Below are 17,896 nucleotides of genomic sequence, written 5' to 3'. Positions count from 1 at the left end.
TTACACTATGCATTTCCGCTCATTACGCTCTTTTGTCGTGGCACTAGCAGGCCCTTGCCTGTTAGCCATTGTGGCCGCCCTGGTGGTGTATAACTTGATCGCCGCCTCACACACTCAACAAACCGTGGATGACCACACCAGTGAGCTCATGGAAGGCGCGCTGGATGCCCGCTTAAACGCCATTGCCGAAGCAGAAGGTCAGCGCATTCAGCGCGAGCTGGACAAAGCGATGACGCTGGCCAGCCAACTCGCCATGACCAATGCGTTAATGGGCATGGACGATGCAGAAGGCCAACGCGCACTCTACTTAAGCCGCCGACAGCTATCAAACCTTGTGCGCCAAACCGTCGCCGACAACCCTGACCTAGTGGATGCCTATATCGGCTGGGAGCCCAACGCTTTTGGAGATGACGCGCGCTACGCGGGTGACGAGCGCTACGGCCATGACGCCAGCGGCCGCTTTATGCCTTGGTGGTACCGCACTGATGATGGCGAGCTGGCGATACTGCCGCTAGGTGAGGACATAGAGAGCGAAACGCCCCTGGCAAGCGGCGTGCGCGAAGGCGAGTACTACCTGTGTCCACGGGAAACCTTAGCTCCCTGTATTATCGACCCCGCGGCTTACGACTTCGGCGGTGAAACCCAGCTAGTCACCTCGTTCAACGCGCCGATCTTGGTAGATGGCGAATTTCGCGGTGTGGCGGGGATTGATTTGGCGCTTAACTTTATCCAAACCCTGTTAAACGATGCTAACCAGGCGCTTTATAACGGCGCTGGCCGGATGACACTGGTGGCGGGACGTGGCGGTTTGGTAGCGGATACCGCTGGCAAAGAAGCCTTGGGCTTGCCCGCTAGCGATTCGCTAAGTGACACGCTATTGGCAGGCATTGAGCAGGCAACAACGCAGGGCAGCCTACACAGCAGCATGGCCGATGGTATGTTCCAGCGTTATCAGCCTATCACCCTTGGCAATACGGACCAGCCCTGGGTGCTGGTACTGCAGCTTCCCGAGTCAGTGGTACTGGCCGAACTGAACGCCTTGCAAGACGTGCTCAGCGAGCAGCGTCAGCAAAACACGCTGGGCATGACGCTGGTGGGCTTATTGCTGGCCGCGATTGGTGTCGGCGCACTGTGGTGGATTGGTGGACGAATCGCACGCCCTCTTAAACGCCTAGCCAACCGGATGGAAGAGATCGCAACCGGACATGGCGACCTTACCCAACGCTTGCCAGTTCATGGCCGCGACGAGAGCGCAGCGGTAGCAGAACAGTTCAATGCCTTCGCGGAGAAAATCCAAACCATCTTGCTGGATGTACGGCGCAGCAGCGAAGCGGTTAACCATGCGGCCAATGAGATTACCCAAGGAGGGCACGATCTTTCTCGGCGCACCGAACAGGCCGCCGCCAGCCTGCAACAGACCTCTTCAGCCATGGAAGAGATCAGCAGTACCGTTGGCCACACCACCCACGCCTCACAGGAAGCCAGCGGGCTTTCCCAAACCGCCTCGGAGCTAGCGTCCCGTACTGACAGTGCGTTTGAGCAGGTGGTCGCCACGATGACGGATATTCGCACCAACTCTGATGAAATTCAGAGCATTGTCAGCGTCATTGATGGTATCGCTTTCCAGACTAACCTACTGGCGCTAAACGCATCTGTAGAGGCTGCCCGTGCAGGGGAGCATGGTCGTGGTTTTGCCGTCGTGGCTGATGAAGTGCGCAAACTCGCCTCGCGCAGCAGCGACGCCGCCAAAGATATTCGCCAACGCATCGATGCCTCGGCAGGTAAGGTAGAAAGCGGTACCCAAATGGTGCGTGATGCCGAAGCAGCTATGCATGAACTGGCTCAAAGCGTGACGCGCGTTACTCAAATGCTCGGCGATATCAGCACGGCCGCGCGAGAACAAAACGATGGTATCAGTCAGGTAAGCATTGCCGTCACCGATCTAGATCAGATGACTCAGCAAAACGCAGCCCTAGTGGAGGAGTCCACCACCGCCGCCGAACAGCTAAAAGATCAGGCGGATCGGCTCGATGCACTGGTGGGTGGCTTCACGCTTGAAGCACATGACAACCGCCACCCACAGAGCCAACACACGCTGCCTGCGCCAACGCCGGCACAGTACTAAACAGCGATTAAATCAGGCCGCCAGGAGATCGGCAGTAGCGGAGGTTTATCGCTACGCTGGGCTCCGGCGGTCATTATCCTGCCAGGCCTCATTGCGAGGCCCACCTCGTTATCCATCCTGCCTTAGCTCAGTTTACTCCAGGGCGTGTTCTCCCCCTTGCGAACCGATAACTACACGATCTTAAGCATACGCCTAAAGTCGTAATCATTGGTGCCGATAGTAGGGCTGCAGATAGTACTTATCAGATAGTACTTATCAGATAGTACGTAACAGATAGTACGTAACAGATAGTACCTACAAAGTGGCCTATTTCAGGCCTTAGCTTTCCTAACTAGCGAGACTATATTCATGCTGTCGTCCCTACGCTTGCGTATTCTTATCATCACATTAATGGTAATTACGCTAGCACTGACTATTAATGCCTCAGTCAGCTACCTGACCCTGCAAACACATAATGACCAGCAGGTAACTCAGCAGTTGGCCTCAATTGCACAGGGTAACGCCCTGGCCATTGAGGAGTGGGTTGATGCCCGAGCCGCCATACTAGAAGCCGCGCGCACGCCAGTGATCGATAATGACCCGCTTGCGCCACTCATTCAGGTAGCAGAGTCAGGCGGTTTCCTAACGGCATTTTTCGGCCAAGCCGATGGTAGCCACCTTTCGTCCGATGGCTGGGTACCAGACAGTGATTTTGATCCACGCCAGCGCGACTGGTACCAAGCAGCAACAAAGCAGGATCGTACTATCGTCTCGCTGCCTTACGTGGACGCTAATAGCAATCAGCTAGTGGTTAGCTTTGCTACGCCAGTCAAGCGTAATGGCCGTTTGTATGGGGTGATCGGCGGCGATGTCGTCATCGACAACCTAGTCAGTCAGGTCAACGCTATTCGGCCAACGCCTTCGAGTTTCGCCTTTCTAAGTAGCGGTGGCGAAACAGTCATTGCTCACCCCGACACTGCACTGACGCTCAAACCGCTGAGTCGAATTAGCGACACCCTGTCCCCTGCGTCCATCGAACAACTAAGTGCTGCGCAAGACGCGTGGGAGCCTATTGAAGTCGATGGCCTGGATAAGCGACTCTCAGTGACCCCCATCGCAGGAACCGACTGGGAACTCGGCGTGGCACTAGACGAGCATGAAGCTACTGCAGGGCTGCGGGCCATCCTCAAATCTTCACTGTTGACGCTAATCGCCATCATTGCTGTCACGGCGCTGCTGTTGAGCCTGTGGCTCAAACGTACTTTCGCTGGCCTAGAACGGGCGCGTGATGCCCTGGATGACATTGCCAGCGGCGAAGGTGATCTAACCCGCCGACTTCCCGAACAGGGCAGTGATGAAGTAGCTCAGATCTGCGGTGCTTTCAACCGCTTTGTAGGCAAAATGGAAGCGGTATTGGTCGATGTACGCACCAGCAGTGAATCGGTGCACCATGCCGCTAACGAAATTGCCTTGGGCGGCCAGGATCTATCCCGCCGTACCGATAACGCAGCTTCTAGCCTGCAGCAGACTTCTGCCTCAGTCGAACAGATAACCAGCACCGTAGAGCACACCGCTGCCTCGGCCCAAGAGGCCAACAAACTCTCTCAAACGGCCTCGAAAGTAGCGAAAGAAGGCGGGCAAGTGGTCGCCAATGTGGTTACCACGATGGAAGATATTTCCCAGGCCTCCCATAAAATTGGCGAAATCGTCACGCTAATGAACAGTATTGCCTTCCAAACCAACTTGCTGGCCCTTAACGCTTCCGTAGAAGCCGCCCGGGCAGGGGAGCATGGCCGTGGTTTTGCGGTCGTTGCTGATGAAGTACGCAAATTAGCAGGGCGCAGTAGTGAAGCCGCCAACGATATTCAAAAACTCATTGAAGACTCACAAAGCAGAGTGAATAACGGTACCGCATTAGTGCAAAACGCGGGCGCAACCATGCAGGACATTGTCGCTCATATCACTCGCGTTACCGATGTGTTGGAGGAAATCAACTCCGCCACGAGTGAGCAGAGCGATGGTATTAAACAGATCAATATCGCCGTGTCTGAACTTGACCGTATGACCCAGGAGAATGCTGCCATGGTGGAAGAGTCCACCACTGCCGCTGAACAGCTGAAAGAGCAAGCTGATCATCTGAAGGGCACCATCAGCAGCTTTAAGCTGTCTCGACACCCTTCGGCTCCCCTAACCGTCAACTCGCCCAACGTTTTGCCATCGTATTGAGTGACTATCGTATTGAGTGACTAAGGAATCGGCGGCAGTGGAATATCATCACTGCGCTTGGCACCCGCGGTCATCTCGCGGCAAAGTCGCAAGAACTCGCGCACCCCCGTGGTAAGGTACTTGTGGCGGTGCCAGATGAAAGTAAACTGACGTTTTAAGTCTAATTCCGGTGTTGGCAGAGGCACTAAGCTGCCACGCCGGAAAGCATCACGCAGTGCTAGCCTGGAAACGCAGCCAATCCCCAGGCCTGATTCTACTGCCCGCTTAATACCCTCGGTATGCTCAAGCTCCAACAGGGTATTAAACCGACTACGCCGATGCCGCGCGGCGTGCTCAAGAGTCATGCGGGTGCCAGAACCCTCCTCGCGCATAATCCAGTCTTCACGCAACAGTTGTTCCAGCTCAAGATGCTCGCGACCCGCCAACGGGTGGCGCGGTGAGCAGAAGACGCACAGCTCATCCTCTACCCATGGCTGACTAATAATCATATCGTCGTCGCACTGCCCTTCAATCAGCCCTAAATCAAGCGAGTGCTGGCGCACACTCTCAATAATGTGGCGCGTGTTACGCACCGCCAACCGCACCCGACTGCCTGGGTAGCGCTGCATAAAATCGCTGATCAACAGAGTGGCTAGATAATTGCCAATGGTTAGCGTTGCACCCACGTCCAATGCGCCTACGCCCTGCTGGCCGCGCAACAGTTCCTCTACCTCTTCGGCCCTGTCCAGCAAGGCCACCGCTTTTGGCAACAGTTGAAAGCCCAACGCATTAAGCTTCAGCCGTTTGCCCATGCGGTCGAGAAGCTGGCAGTCAAACTGACGCTCAAGCTCCGCTAGCGACGTACTGGTAGCAGATTGGGACATAGCGAGGGCACGCGCCGCCTGAGAAACACTTTCGTGCTGGGCGACGGCCACAAAGACTTCCAACTGGCGCAGGGTGTAATGCATAGAGACAACCTATCTTGTTTCGGCGACATATCTATTCTTTAGATAAGTGTTATCAGTATAATTCGCTTAACAGATATATCTCTCTTTATTTAGAATTAGTAGCAACATATTTAGCCATTTTTTATGCTTTTTTAGAATATGGCAGACGAGGCTTAGGCCACTCTGCCCATTGGAGGAGTTAGCATGAGCAAGTTTGCCCTGGAAGAAGTCCTCAGCGTTCACCACTGGAACGACACCCTGTTCAGCTTCCGCACCACTCGCGAGCGTAGCCTACGCTTCAAAAATGGTCAGTTTGTGATGATTGGCCTGGAAGTGAACGGCAAACCGCTGATGCGTGCTTACTCCATCGCCAGCCCCAACTACGAAGACCATCTGGAATTTTTCAGCATCAAAGTACCCGATGGCCCGCTCACCTCGCGCTTGCAGCACCTTCAAGTTGGCGACCAAATTATGGTCAGCCGCAAGCCTACGGGCACGCTGGTATGCGATGACCTGCTTCCCGGCCGCAACCTTTACATGCTTTCCACCGGAACAGGCCTTGCACCGTTTATGAGCCTGATCCAAGACCCAGAAGTGTACGAGCGCTTTGAAAAAGTTGTGCTGGTGCATGGCGTACGCGAAGTATCTGAACTTGCCTATGCCGACTTTATTACCAAAGAGCTGCCTGCTCACGAGTATTTAGGCGAAGAGATTGCCGAGAAGCTGGTGTACTACCCCACGGTTACCCGTGAAGAATTCCACACCATGGGACGCCTAACCGATCACATTCGCAGCGGCAAGCTGTTTGAAGATACCGGTCTTCCGCCGATTGATCCGCGCCAAGACCGCGCGATGATTTGCGGCAGCCCCGCCATGCTCGACGACACTAGCGCGCTGCTAGACGAATTGGGCCTGAATATTTCCCCGCGGATGGGCGAGCCGGGCGATTACGTGATTGAGCGTGCCTTTGTTGAGAAGTAAGGGGTGAAAAGTAAGAAGTGAAGAGTCAGAAATAGAAGGCAAGGAAAGGTTTGCCAACTCGTAAGTAACAACGCAACGCCCCGCTAAGCAGGCCGCTTAGCGGGGCGTTTTGGTAATTTTAGGCTGCGAAGCACCCGTCGCGATTAAACCGCGTCTTTACCGGTTTCGCCGGTACGAATACGAATCACCTGCTCCAGCGGCATAACAAAGATTTTGCCATCGCCGATTTTGCCGGTATTGGCAACCTGCGTAATGGCATCAATAACCTGTTCCGCCATATCGTCATCTACCGCAACTTCTAGCTTTACTTTGGGCAGAAAATCCACCACGTACTCTGCACCACGATATAGCTCTGTGTGACCTTTCTGACGGCCAAAGCCCTTCACTTCCGTTACCGTAATGCCCTGCACGCCGATATCAGAGAGCGATTCGCGTACGTCATCAAGCTTAAACGGCTTGATAATGGCTGAGATCAATTTCATTGCGACATCCTCTAGCTTGGTGGCCTTTTATTAAAGGTTGGCGGGACACTGCTGTTAGCCAAGCCCGTTAGCGTTAAGCATACACCGCTACAGGCAGAGAATAAAAAATCAGCGCCTATGGATTGTAACAATGCACTAAGGCAAAAAGGCCTCCCGTTAGGGGAGGCCAAAAGAGCACGCCAGCTCATTTCATTAGCGTAAGCTTATTTCTTAACGCTAAATTCAGGATAGGCTTCAAGACCGCACTCAGCAATATCGACACCTTCATACTCTTCTTCTTCGCTAACGCGGATACCCATGATGGCTTTCAGCACCAGCCACACCACTAGGCTGGCAACGAATACCCAGCCAAAGATACCAACGATACCGATCAGCTGTGCGCCGAAAGAAGCGTCGCCATTGGTCAGCGGAACCGCCAGCACGCCCCAGATACCCACCACACCGTGTACCGAGATAGCACCGACCGGATCATCAAGCTTCAGTTTGTCCAGCGTGACGATCGCAGCGACAACGATCAAGCCACCCACCGCTCCAATCACCGCAGCGCCTAGCGCAGAAGGCGACAGAGGATCCGCAGTAATCGCGACAAGACCAGCCAGTGCACCGTTAAGCGCCATGGTAAGGTCCGCTTTACGGAACCACAGTTTGGCAAGAATCAGTGCGGCAAGCACGCCACCGGCAGCCGCCGCATTAGTGTTAACAAACACTTGAGCAACGTTGTTGGCAGAGCTGATGTCGGACATTTTCAGTTCAGAGCCGCCGTTGAAACCGAACCAACCCATCCAAAGGATAAAAGTACCCAGTGTGGCCAGCGGCATGTTGGCGCCTGGAATCGCGTGGATAGACCCATCTTTACCGTACTTACCTTTACGTGGGCCAAGCACCAATACACCCGCTAAGGCAGCCGCGGCACCCGCTAAGTGAACAATGCCGGAACCCGCGTAATCGGAATAGCCGACTTCAGACAACCAGCCGCCGCCCCACGTCCAGTAGCCAGACACCGGATAAATAAAGGCTGTCATCACTACTGCGAAGGCCAGGAATGCCCACAGCTTCATGCGCTCAGCAACCGCACCAGACACAATCGACATGGCTGTGGCCACAAACACTACCTGGAAGAAAAAGTCAGAGCGCATTGAGTAGTAAGGCGCATCATCACCGCCTGCGGTCACTGCATCCACGCTGTTTTCAGCGCCAATCAAGAAACCAAGGTTGGGTAGGAAGCCACCCGCGCTGCTGGAATACATAATGTAGTAACCCACCAGCAAGTACATGGTGCAGGCAATCGCAAACAGCGCGATATTTTTGGTCAGAATCTCGGCGGTGTTTTTCGAACGTACCAAGCCAGCCTCAAGCATTGAGAAGCCAGCGGCCATCCACATGACGAGCACGCCGCAAATTAGGAAGTAAAACGTGTCGAGCGCGTAGCTCAGATCAGTCAACTCATTCATTTTAAGTTCCCCGTTGAACTATAGAAATGATCCGAAAAAACAGCTTCAAACGGCGTCTGCACCGCGTTCGCCTGTCCGAATCCGAATAACGTCTTCAAGCGGTGTCACAAACACCTTGCCGTCACCGATCTTGCCGCTGTTAGCTGCGCTACAGATCGCTTCCAATACGCTCTCTAACCGGGTGTCGTCCACGGCCACTTCAACTTTTACCTTGGGTAGAAAGTCGACGACGTACTCTGCCCCCCGATACAGCTCGGTATGCCCCTTTTGACGACCGAAGCCTTTAACTTCAGTCACCGTGATGCCCTGAACGCCGTTGTCAGCGAGCGCTTCACGAACGTCGTCAAGTTTGAATGGCTTGATGATAGCGGTGATGAGTTTCATCCCGGATCTCCCCTGCTGGATTAGGTAGCGGCAGCGCCGCCCGAATTAACTGCTTATCTCGTTAATGCGCATACCGTGCCACCCAACTTTTTTTTCTTATAAGTCAGCAGTTTGTTTTATAAAAATTAAGGTTTTTCGGTGGCAAGGAAGACTTAGTAGCCGCCGCCACTGCCCGCTTGCACCATAAAAGAACATGAATAAAAACGCGGCGCTCTATTTCGATGCACTCCTTCGATGCACCCCGCCGATAAAGAGAGGCCAGAGGCTAATTTGCAAACGATGCATGCGCATCGACGGCGGGTTGCGTATCCTTATTAGTAAGCAGTGCACATTTATGCGTGGTCATTTAAGGAGAGAGCGATGGCGCCTCAAGATCGCATTAGCCGTTTAGCCCAGCAAATTGGGGATCGTTTACAGAACGCCTCCCAAGCCCCGGAAGATATTCAAAAAGGCGTACAGCAGGTAGTGCGTGGTGCCTTTGACAGGCTGGAGCTGGTGTCACGGGAAGACTTTGATATTTTGATGGATGTATTGCAGCGCACCCGCTCACGCGTTGAAGCTCTAGAGCGCCAAGTGGCCAGCCTTGAGGCCGCCGTGGAAGCGTCTACCTCAACGAGCCCTTCCCCCATTGAAGCAGAAGCACCACCAACCCCCGCTCCTGAACCGAACAGTGATGGTTCAGAGGATGACAAGCCCGCCTAAATCCAGAACGGACGGCAATAGGTTGACGACGCCTATTGCCGACTAAGTGGTGGCTTAATACGTTGATGTTGATGACGTAAAGAGCGTCATACCCACTTAATAAACACGAATCAATATCATTGACTTTGATTGTTGTGGTGATACTCTCCGCCTCCTACTCCCTAACTGCTCGCGGATTGTTCACCATGTCTGACTGGTCTTCTTCAACGGCTACACTCATTGGCACGGGTCTATTACTAGGCTTTTCCGGCGCTGTTTTCGCCCAAAACACAACGTCTGGATCCACGCTAAACGCAAACGCTGGAGATACCATGGTGGTGGTTGGCTCCCGCACCCCAACCCAGATCAGTCAGATACCTGGCGCGGTATGGGTGATTGATAAAGAGATGCTGCAACAGCAGACCCGCAATGGTGCAGACCTAAAGACGGCTTTGGGGCAACTTGTGCCGGGGCTGGATCTAGCACCGCAAGGGCGCACCAATTATGGGCAAAACATGCGTGGTCGGGGCGTGCAGGTGCTTATCGATGGCGTATCTCTGAACAGTTCGCGTGGGCTTTCCCGTCAGTTCGATGCCATCGATCCCTTCAATATTGAGCGTGTAGAAGTGCTTTCCGGCGCCAGCAGCCTGTATGGCGGCGGTGCTACGGGGGGCTTGATCAATATCATTACGCGCAAAGGCGAAGAAGGCCTGAACTGGCGCACCGAAGCAGGCATCACCACAGGCTTCAACAACAGCGATGATATGGATCGACGTCTGTCGCAATCGATCAGCGGCGGCAATGAGCGGGTTCAGGGCTATCTGGGTACCTCCATTGTGGACAACGGCCGTCACTATGACGGCAGTGGTCAGGAGATCTTTCCCGATATTGCCCAGACCGACCTGCAGGACAATCGCAGCATTGATGTATTGGGCAACCTCTCGTTCCGTTTGACCGATGAACAGAGCCTGGAACTGGGCGCCCAGCTGTATCGTTCCGGTTACGAAGGTAACCGGGGGGTTTACTTTCCCAACCTCGACGCAGCCACGCCCAACTTGAACGATGCCGAGATTCGCGACGGCTACCGTTCACAGCGCGACCCGGAAACCGACCGCAAGCTGGTCAACGTCAACTATCACCACGCTAACCTATGGGGACAAAACTTCTATCTACAGGCCTTCCATCGAGAAGAGGAATCCAGCTTCCAGGCCTTTCCTTACCCTGTCTCGGATGGCCTGCAGTTTCGTGCATCGCAACAAAATACTGATTTAAGCGGTATTAAAGCGCTGTTTGAGTCGCGCCTGGGTGATGACATTTCATTGACCTATGGGCTCGACCTGGATCGCGAAAAATTCGATGCCAGCCAGATGCTGTTTAATACCGATGTATCAGATGCCACCGGAGGTTTGGTGCAGCAGGCTTCGGGCGTTGAGCCCCGCTACCCAGGCTATCAGGTGGACGGGCTTTCGGGCTTCGTCCAAGGTGACTGGCAGGCCACCCAGGCGCTTAAGCTCTCCGCAGGGTTGCGGCAGCAGCATATGGATGTCGAAGTGGGCGATTTCCAGGGTATTCCCGGCGGTAAGAACGATTACGAAGCCACGCTATTGAATGCCAGCGTCCTCTACGATTACGGCAACGGTCACCAGAACTGGCTGCAGTTTAGCCAGGGCTTCGAGCTGCCAGATCCCGCCAAATACTACGGCAAGAGCCCCGAGGTGAGTGTCAATAACAACCCTCTATCTGCCATCGAGACAGATCAGGTGGAGCTAGGCTGGCGCTACCAGGGGGGTAACTGGATGGCTCAAACGGCACTCTACTACGCTTGGTCGGACAAGGCAGTAGAGAACGCCCAGGATCTGAGCGTCAGCGTAGTGGACGAAAAGAAACGCGACTTTGGCCTAGAGAGCGCGGTAACCCGTTACTTCGACAACGGCCTGGAGGTCGGCGGCACTCTACACTTAGTGCGTTCCGAGCAGGAGAACAGCCAAGGGGAGTGGGAGAAGCGTGACGCCCGCTATGCATCGCTCTCCTCTTCAACGGCCTTTATCGGCTGGACCGACTACGTGCGTTCGGCGCGCTTGCAAGCCAGCCATACTTTCGATCTGAAAGACGACGCGGATCGTGAGATCGACGGCAACACCACCCTCGATCTATCGCTCAGCCAGGAGACCGATTTTGGCACCGTGAGTCTGGGCATACAGAACCTACTCGATGATCAGTACTCCACCGTCTGGGGCCAGCGGGCCGCTATGTTCTATTCGCCCTACTACGGTCCAGAATACCTCTACGACTATCAAGGGCGCGGACGTACTTACACCCTGAACTGGTCGATGGCGTATTAAGCACCGCCCCGCTACTCGCAGGCAGCCGCTCAACAGCGAGGTAATGGGAATGGCGACACTCGACACACTCGCGCCACTCACCACCTATGACCTGCTGGCCCTTGGTCAGCGCTTCGGGATCGATTACCGCTTTCCCGAAGCGCCTGACCACTCCCCATCGCCTTACGTGGCTCGCGGGCGTGTGATCGATTTCGAGATCACCCCAGCCCTACGCGTGACGCACTCAGATCTTGATGTTCTGCACGCTTATGCCTCCACCTCCCGTCGTACCGCTCCGTGGTTTCTCAGTGTGATACTTGAGGGCTGCATTCACGTGGGGCTCGGCCACCAGTCATTTCAATTACAGGCTGGCGACGCCTTCAGTGCGCACTTCAATCAGCAGACCGGGCTTGAGGTCTTCCAGCCGGCACCACAACGCTTACGCACCCTCAACGTGTCGATTCTAGATGGCCTCGAGTCTCTCTCTTCCTCGCCCATCAGCGTTGCCCCTCCAGCCACCCCAGTGCTACACACTTGGCAAGTACCGCCGCTCCTTCGCCATAGCCTAGAAACAGCACTGGCTTCGAACTGGTCAGCAGAACGGCAGTGCCTATTATGGCAAGGCCTCGCGCTCCAGTTACTCGCTCATGGCCTGCCTGCCGCTTGCCTGGAAACCGGCGACAAAAACACACAAGATGGCCCCCCTCCGGACCTTTCTCATCGCGATCACCAACGTCTGGAGCGCTTGCGCCAGCAGCTCGAACATTATCCCAACCAGCATTACCGGCTGGAGCAGTTGGCCCGAAATGCCGCTATGAGCCCTAGTAGCCTACGCACCAAGTTCCAGCGCTGTTACGGCTGCTCGATATTCGACTACCTACGGCGTTGTCGCCTGACCCAAGCTCAGGCGTACTTACGCAAAGGTTATAGCGTGCAGCAAACTGCCCACGCCTGCGGCTACCGCCACGCCAGCAACTTTGCTACGGCATATAAGCGGGCCTTTGGTGTCACGCCGCATGAGGTCTTCAAGTGTCGCTAACGTACTATCCATAACTACCCATAACGTCTTGCCGTAAGTTCCCCTACTCTGCATTTTTTGGCAGTGCGCATAACCTCTTTGTCATAGCGCATACCTTTCCAAAGCAATTAAACGCAATAATTCTCATTAACACATTGGTTAATTGCTTCTCATTGCAGGTATACCTCCATGTCTTTTACGCCTCGCCGTCTTTTACGCTCTCCACTCAGTGCCGCTGTTATCGCGGCACTCACGGCACCCTCGGTTTACGCTCAGGCAAGTGCGCAGGAAAGTACTCTGGAAAGTACAGCGCTAGGCACTGTGACGGTAACCGCCCAGCAGGCGGCCACTAAAGTCACCACCCCTTTTATTGAAACGCCGCAAAGCGTGTCTACGATTACCCGCGAACAAATGGAACACCGTGGGGTAGACACCGTTCAGCGCGCCACCGACTATACGCCCGGTGTTTACAGCAATCAGGTGGGCGCCTCCAACCGCTTCGACTACCTGGTACTACGGGGCTTTTCTGACGGCAGCTTGAGTAATACCTTCTTAGATGGTCTTAAAGTGATGGGCGATGCCAACTCCCATAGCAGTATGCGCATCGATCCGTGGTTTTTAGACAGCATTGAAGTGGTGCGCGGGCCTGCCTCGGTGCTCTATGGCCGCGCGTCGCCGGGTGGTGTGGTGGCGCTAAACAGTAAGCGCCCTGAGTTTGAACCAGGCGGTGAGCTACGTTTTCGGGTAGGCAATAATAACCAGCGCAGTGCCGCCTTTGACCTCACTGGGCCAATTGGCGCAGAGCAGCGAGTAGCGTTTCGCCTGACCGGCATTGCCAGCACCGCCGACACCCAGTTTGGCCCCGCCGAAGAGGAGCGCTATGCCATTGCGCCGCGGCTAACCTGGGATATCACCGACGACACCAGCCTAACGGTTGAGGCCTATCTACAGGATGAACCCGAAGGCGGTTACCACTCCGGCGTGCCCTATGAAGGAGCGGTAGTACCCAGAAACGGCAAGCAGATCAGTAACAACTTCTTTGATGGCGAAGATGACTACAACGCCTACGAGCGTACTCAGCGCATGGCTGGCTATACTCTGGAACATCGCTTTAATGACGACGTAACGGGTCGCCAGCTACTGCGTTACCTCAATTCCGATGTGGTGCTGAATCAAGTCTACGGCTATGGCTGGACGTCACCCACCTCTGATGAACTAACCCGCTACTATTCTGGCAGTGATGAGTCCCTGGAAGCTTGGACTATCGACAATCAGCTTGAAGCCACCGTCAGCAGCGGCTTTATGGATCACACACTGCTTGTCGGGGTCGATTATCAACAGCGGGAAAACGACGTATCGTGGCCCACTGGGTATTTCCACCCCATCAATGCCTTTAACCCTGTCTATGGCAGCGGGCCGATTGAATTTTACGCACCTACCCGTGAGCGCCACGAGATTGATCAAACCGGCGTTTATCTACAGGATCAAATCGCCGTCGATAACTGGCGCTTCACGCTAGGCGGCCGCTACGACTGGGTGAATATCGACAATACCAACCGCGATAGCGGTGACACCAGTTCACTTAGCGACACCCAGTTCAGCGGCCGCGCCGGTGTGGTCTACCTGTTTGACAATGGAGTAGCGCCCTACCTGAGCTACTCCACCGCCTTCACCCCTACTAGTTTTGTGGATGAGAGTGGCGACCTGCTTCAACCAATGGAAGGCGAACAGTGGGAGGCCGGCTTAAAACTCCAGCCTAACGGCAGCGCCAGCCAATTCAGCGCGGCGCTGTTCCATATCAGCCAAGAGAACGTCGCGACCAAGGTGCAGCCATCCGACCCTTATCGCGCGGTAGGTGAAATTGAATCCCAAGGACTGGAGCTGGAGGCACAAACCCAGCTAACGGATACCCTCTCGGTTCAGGCAGGCTATAGCTTCACCGACATCACCTACGCCAAAAGCGATGATGGCAACCAGGGTAACAACGCGATTTACTCCCCACGCCACCAAGTACAGCTGTGGGGCCACTACGAGGCCAATAAGGGCTGGCTAAACGGCGTGGATGTCGGTGTTGGCGTACGCCACTATGCGGATATTGCCGCCGATCGAGCCAACACCGAAACCGTCCCTGACTACACCCTGGTGGATGCCACCATTGGCTACGATCTAAGCCAGCTCGGCGTGGAAGGGGTGGAAACGCGCCTCAATGTGAACAACCTGCTGGATAAGGAGTACGTGGCCTCCTGCAACTCGCTGGAGTACTGCTACTTCGGCGCCGAACGCGGTGTGACCGCCAGTGTTCACTACCGTTTCTAAACTTCCGTTTTAAGCCCTTGGCTAAGAATCATTACGTAATCGTTAACATATCTGCCCAGGCCGCTGTGCCTGGGCATTTTTCCTTGAAGACAAGTTTGCAAACAATAAATATTATCGTTTAAATACAGTTCTTATTTTCTGGATAGCCTCTCACCACCATGCGCCACACTAACCTGTTCTCTTTGCTCGCGCGCTGCGGGCTGTTCGCCGTTTGTATGCTGAGCGTTTCCACTGCCCAGGCGCAGTGGGCCACGGTGAATTGGACCATCGCTGAAACACTACTGGCCATTGATGCGCCAGTTAGCAGCGTTGCTCAACAGAGTGATTATCACCAGTGGGTGGGCGAGCCACAGATACCCGACACTGCCACCGATATGGGGCTACGCACCCAGCCTAATTTAGAACTACTGGCCCAAGTGCCTCCGGAACAGACGCTGATCTCGCCCATGTTTTCCGGTTTAACACCGCGCCTGGAGCGCATTGCCCCGGTCACTTCATTCTCGCTCTACTTGCCCGGCACCGATACCTGGCAAGAGATGCAAACCCTGACCCGTGAGCTGGGCGAGTTAACCGGGCACCAGCCCCAGGCCGAGCAGCTTATTGAAGAGACCCAAACGTTGATGACCACGCTGCGCGAATCTCGCCCCCTTTCTCAGTCTGAAACTGCGCCGCTGCTGATGGTACAGTTTATGGATGCCCGCCACGTGCGGGTGTTTGGGGAAAACAGCTTATATAACGCCGTGCTGGAGCAACTTGAGCTGCCCAATGCCTGGGATCAACCCACCAATGCCTGGGGGTTTGCACTAGCGGGGATTGAAACGCTGGCGCGCTACCCAGAAGCAACGCTGGTGATCATCGACCCACTGCCCATCGGAGCCGAAGAGCAGCTCGCAAACAGCGGCCTGTGGCAGCAACTCCCCAGCGTCAGGCATGACAGGATAGTCCGTCTACCGCCGGTATGGAGCTTCGGCGCACTGCCCTCCGCCCAGCGTTTTGCAAGGGAGTTGTTTGCTGCACTGTCGGCAGGCAGCCCAGCTCAAGTAACCGACTCAACTGTTAACTAAGGTCAGTTTTCCAGGCGCACGCTATTTTTAAACGTTCCAATTAACGTAGGGTTATCTCAGGAATAAAAAACTAGCGAGGGGGCGCCATGACACTAGCCATTGTGGCCACGCGCGCAGGGGTTGGGCTGGAAGCACCCGCCGTGCATGTCGAGGTACATCTAGCCAACGGCTTGCCGGGACTAACGCTGGTGGGGCTGCCAGAAACCGCCGTCAAAGAGAGCCGAGAGCGGGTGCGCAGCGCGCTCATCAATGCCGGGTTTGATTTCCCCAACACCAAGCGCATTACCCTCAACCTTGCCCCCGCCGACCTACCTAAAGAGGGCGGCCGCTTCGATTTGCCGATTGCGCTCGGCATTCTGGCCGCCTCTGGCCAGATTCCAGTAGATGCGCTAGAAGGCATGGAGTGCGCAGGTGAACTGGCATTGGATGGCAAACTACGCGCCGTGCCCGGCGTATTACCCTTTGCTCTCGCCACACGGCGCGTCAACAAAGCACTGATTATTCCCCGCGCCTGTGCCGACGAAGCCGCGTTAGCGGGCGACTTACCGGTTTTACCTGCCGACACCCTATGGCAGGTCGTTGCTCACTTGCTGGGACAAGAGAAAATATCGCCCCACCAACTGTCTGCCTCGGTGAGATCCACGGCCCCCATTGCCGACTTAGCCGACGTGCGCGGCCAGCAGCAGGCACGCCGCGCACTGGAAGTGGCGGCCGCTGGTGGCCATAACTTGCTGCTAGCAGGGCCTCCTGGCACCGGAAAAACCATGCTCGCTAGCCGCTTACCGGGCATTTTGCCGCCGCTTTGCGAAGACGATGCGCTGCAGGTGGCCGCTGTACGTTCAGTCTGTGGGCTACCGCTTGAAGCAGACTGGGGCCAGCGCCCTTTTCGCCAGCCCCACCACAGCGCCAGCGCCGCCGCGTTAGTGGGGGGAGGTGTGAATTACATTAATAAAAACGACTAAACAAAAAACTGCACGACTGGCATACTGCACTTAAGAAAAAAATAGGTGCTAATATTTGCATGGCTAGTCGAAATCTAATCACTAATTTTGAAGAATTTCCTCACGATGGTCGCCACTGGATGATACGGTGGGTAGATGGGTACCAATCGCATGAGGGACGAACATCAACCCCCTCTGTTGGCGTCAAGCTTTGTCCAGTAAGCTCGAACCCAAACAAACAAGAAATCTGCAAGCCTGCCAGCCTGAGTGAAGAGATCCTGGTACGCGCACATACGGGAATAGTTCCAGAGCTTGTTTTAGGTACCATATACAAAAATGGGCGCCTAATTGGTCGCGCTAATGCTCAAACTATTAATATTAATGCAGATTTAACAGATAACAGTTCTAGAATTGTTAAAGCAAACGATATCATGCCTGAAAGGCCAAGTTGGTGGAAAGATGAATTCCCATACCGTTGGATAGGGCAGTCAGAATACAATCTTGGAAAAGACTTTTCTAACAGCTACTGCGTTGTAATTCAGCAAGCACAAAGTACCTATATAATCCCTTGCCACGAAGTTTTTAGGGCCCTCATGGCACCCTCTTCTGAGTTCGCACTAGCATTAACAACGGGGCCATGGGCAACAACTAGGGAAAGAATTGTTAATATACAAAAAACTGGAACAATTTCCGATGACGAATGGTTGGTAATTTTAAGAAAGAGAATTAAGGATAAGTTTGCTGATAATGCAGCGAATCTCACTATTTCTGAACATGGCATTCAAGCAGCTAATGCTATTTATGCTAATGCCTTAAGGGCTACTGGTGAGTCTTATATATATGCAGGCATTCCTTTTCTAGTTAACAATTTTAAATTTTCTGTACGTGCAGTTCAAATACAATCAGAACCTAACAAATATCTTTGCTTGGAGATAATCTCAGCAACGTGGCCTTTTAGTAAGTGCCTAACCGAAAGTTTTCGTGCATAATGTATGTAGGAT

Annotated in this window: 13 protein-coding genes and 1 pseudogene; 10 read left to right on the top strand and 4 right to left on the bottom strand. The window is 54.4% G+C overall.

Annotation, left to right across the window (positions count from 1 at the left end; all coding sequences use genetic code 11):
* Nucleotides 1-7: 7 nt before the first annotated feature.
* The gene (locus INT19_RS10455; protein ID WP_193060679.1) at nucleotides 8-2,125 is read left to right on the top strand and encodes a methyl-accepting chemotaxis protein; all 2,118 of its coding nucleotides are present in this window, start codon (nucleotides 8-10) and stop codon (nucleotides 2,123-2,125) included.
* Between the two features lie 348 nt (nucleotides 2,126-2,473).
* Complete coding sequence (locus INT19_RS10450) at nucleotides 2,474-4,330, top strand: methyl-accepting chemotaxis protein (RefSeq protein WP_193060678.1); 1,857 nt, start codon at nucleotides 2,474-2,476, stop codon at nucleotides 4,328-4,330.
* 20 nt (nucleotides 4,331-4,350) lie between these two features.
* Here INT19_RS10450 and INT19_RS10445 read toward each other — a convergent pair whose 3' ends face one another.
* Complete coding sequence (locus INT19_RS10445) at nucleotides 4,351-5,277, bottom strand: LysR family transcriptional regulator (protein ID WP_009723195.1); 927 nt, start codon at nucleotides 5,275-5,277, stop codon at nucleotides 4,351-4,353.
* A gap of 183 nt (nucleotides 5,278-5,460) precedes the next feature.
* On the opposite strand from INT19_RS10445, the gene INT19_RS10440 reads away from it, so the two are divergent.
* On the top strand, nucleotides 5,461-6,237 hold the full coding sequence (locus INT19_RS10440; RefSeq protein WP_038479478.1) for a ferredoxin--NADP reductase: 777 nt from the start codon (nucleotides 5,461-5,463) through the stop codon (nucleotides 6,235-6,237).
* Nucleotides 6,238-6,380: 143 nt separating this feature from the next.
* Here INT19_RS10440 and glnK read toward each other — a convergent pair whose 3' ends face one another.
* The 3 genes from glnK to INT19_RS10425 all read right to left on the bottom strand — a co-directional run bounded on the left by glnK (nucleotide 6,381) and on the right by INT19_RS10425 (nucleotide 8,554).
* On the bottom strand, nucleotides 6,381-6,719 hold the full coding sequence (gene glnK / locus INT19_RS10435) for a P-II family nitrogen regulator (RefSeq protein WP_009098335.1): 339 nt from the start codon (nucleotides 6,717-6,719) through the stop codon (nucleotides 6,381-6,383).
* A 203-nt stretch (nucleotides 6,720-6,922) separates the two neighbouring features.
* Complete coding sequence (locus INT19_RS10430) at nucleotides 6,923-8,170, bottom strand: ammonium transporter (protein WP_038479484.1); 1,248 nt, start codon at nucleotides 8,168-8,170, stop codon at nucleotides 6,923-6,925.
* Nucleotides 8,171-8,215: 45 nt separating this feature from the next.
* On the bottom strand, nucleotides 8,216-8,554 hold the full coding sequence (locus INT19_RS10425; protein ID WP_038479487.1) for a P-II family nitrogen regulator: 339 nt from the start codon (nucleotides 8,552-8,554) through the stop codon (nucleotides 8,216-8,218).
* Between the two features lie 360 nt (nucleotides 8,555-8,914).
* On the opposite strand from INT19_RS10425, the gene INT19_RS10420 reads away from it, so the two are divergent.
* The 7 genes and pseudogenes from INT19_RS10420 (at nucleotide 8,915) to INT19_RS10390 (ending at nucleotide 17,884) form a co-directional block, all read left to right on the top strand.
* Nucleotides 8,915-9,256, top strand: a complete 342-nt coding sequence (locus INT19_RS10420; protein ID WP_089040291.1) for an accessory factor UbiK family protein — start codon at nucleotides 8,915-8,917, stop codon at nucleotides 9,254-9,256.
* Nucleotides 9,257-9,441: 185 nt separating this feature from the next.
* On the top strand, nucleotides 9,442-11,577 hold the full coding sequence (locus INT19_RS10415) for a TonB-dependent receptor (RefSeq protein WP_226916745.1): 2,136 nt from the start codon (nucleotides 9,442-9,444) through the stop codon (nucleotides 11,575-11,577).
* 49 nt (nucleotides 11,578-11,626) lie between these two features.
* Nucleotides 11,627-12,595, top strand: a complete 969-nt coding sequence (locus INT19_RS10410) for a helix-turn-helix transcriptional regulator (RefSeq protein WP_226916747.1) — start codon at nucleotides 11,627-11,629, stop codon at nucleotides 12,593-12,595.
* A 168-nt stretch (nucleotides 12,596-12,763) separates the two neighbouring features.
* A complete protein-coding gene (locus tag INT19_RS10405) occupies nucleotides 12,764-14,890 on the top strand; it encodes a TonB-dependent siderophore receptor (protein WP_193060676.1) in 2,127 nt (708 codons plus the stop codon).
* Nucleotides 14,891-15,048: 158 nt separating this feature from the next.
* Nucleotides 15,049-15,954 (top strand): ABC transporter substrate-binding protein, encoded by a 906-nt coding sequence (locus INT19_RS10400; RefSeq protein ID WP_193060675.1) that lies wholly within the window; start codon nucleotides 15,049-15,051, stop codon nucleotides 15,952-15,954.
* A gap of 86 nt (nucleotides 15,955-16,040) precedes the next feature.
* Nucleotides 16,041-16,889, top strand: a pseudogene (locus INT19_RS10395) (YifB family Mg chelatase-like AAA ATPase); the annotation flags it as partial.
* 86 nt (nucleotides 16,890-16,975) lie between these two features.
* Nucleotides 16,976-17,884, top strand: a complete 909-nt coding sequence (locus tag INT19_RS10390; protein ID WP_193060674.1) for a hypothetical protein — start codon at nucleotides 16,976-16,978, stop codon at nucleotides 17,882-17,884.
* Nucleotides 17,885-17,896: the final 12 nt, after the last annotated feature.

This window comes from Halomonas sp. 3A7M (genome assembly GCF_014897875.1).
Taxonomy (GTDB): domain Bacteria; phylum Pseudomonadota; class Gammaproteobacteria; order Pseudomonadales; family Halomonadaceae; genus Vreelandella.
Note: the sequence above shows the minus strand (reverse complement) of the source record. Positions and strands in the feature narration are given on the sequence as shown.

Bases quoted from the DNA above. Each gene is read 5' to 3' on its own strand.
- INT19_RS10455 (WP_193060679.1), top strand. From the start codon at position 8: ATGCATTTCCGCTCATTACGCTCTTTTGTCGTGGCACTAGCAGGCCCT.
- INT19_RS10450 (WP_193060678.1), top strand. From the start codon at position 2,474: ATGCTGTCGTCCCTACGCTTGCGTATTCTTATCATCACATTAATGGTA.
- INT19_RS10445 (WP_009723195.1), bottom strand. From the start codon at position 5,277: ATGCATTACACCCTGCGCCAGTTGGAAGTCTTTGTGGCCGTCGCCCAG.
- INT19_RS10440 (WP_038479478.1), top strand. From the start codon at position 5,461: ATGAGCAAGTTTGCCCTGGAAGAAGTCCTCAGCGTTCACCACTGGAAC.
- glnK (WP_009098335.1), bottom strand. From the start codon at position 6,719: ATGAAATTGATCTCAGCCATTATCAAGCCGTTTAAGCTTGATGACGTA.
- INT19_RS10430 (WP_038479484.1), bottom strand. From the start codon at position 8,170: ATGAATGAGTTGACTGATCTGAGCTACGCGCTCGACACGTTTTACTTC.
- INT19_RS10425 (WP_038479487.1), bottom strand. From the start codon at position 8,554: ATGAAACTCATCACCGCTATCATCAAGCCATTCAAACTTGACGACGTT.
- INT19_RS10420 (WP_089040291.1), top strand. From the start codon at position 8,915: ATGGCGCCTCAAGATCGCATTAGCCGTTTAGCCCAGCAAATTGGGGAT.
- INT19_RS10415 (WP_226916745.1), top strand. From the start codon at position 9,442: ATGTCTGACTGGTCTTCTTCAACGGCTACACTCATTGGCACGGGTCTA.
- INT19_RS10410 (WP_226916747.1), top strand. From the start codon at position 11,627: ATGGCGACACTCGACACACTCGCGCCACTCACCACCTATGACCTGCTG.
- INT19_RS10405 (WP_193060676.1), top strand. From the start codon at position 12,764: ATGTCTTTTACGCCTCGCCGTCTTTTACGCTCTCCACTCAGTGCCGCT.
- INT19_RS10400 (WP_193060675.1), top strand. From the start codon at position 15,049: ATGCGCCACACTAACCTGTTCTCTTTGCTCGCGCGCTGCGGGCTGTTC.
- INT19_RS10390 (WP_193060674.1), top strand. From the start codon at position 16,976: ATGGCTAGTCGAAATCTAATCACTAATTTTGAAGAATTTCCTCACGAT.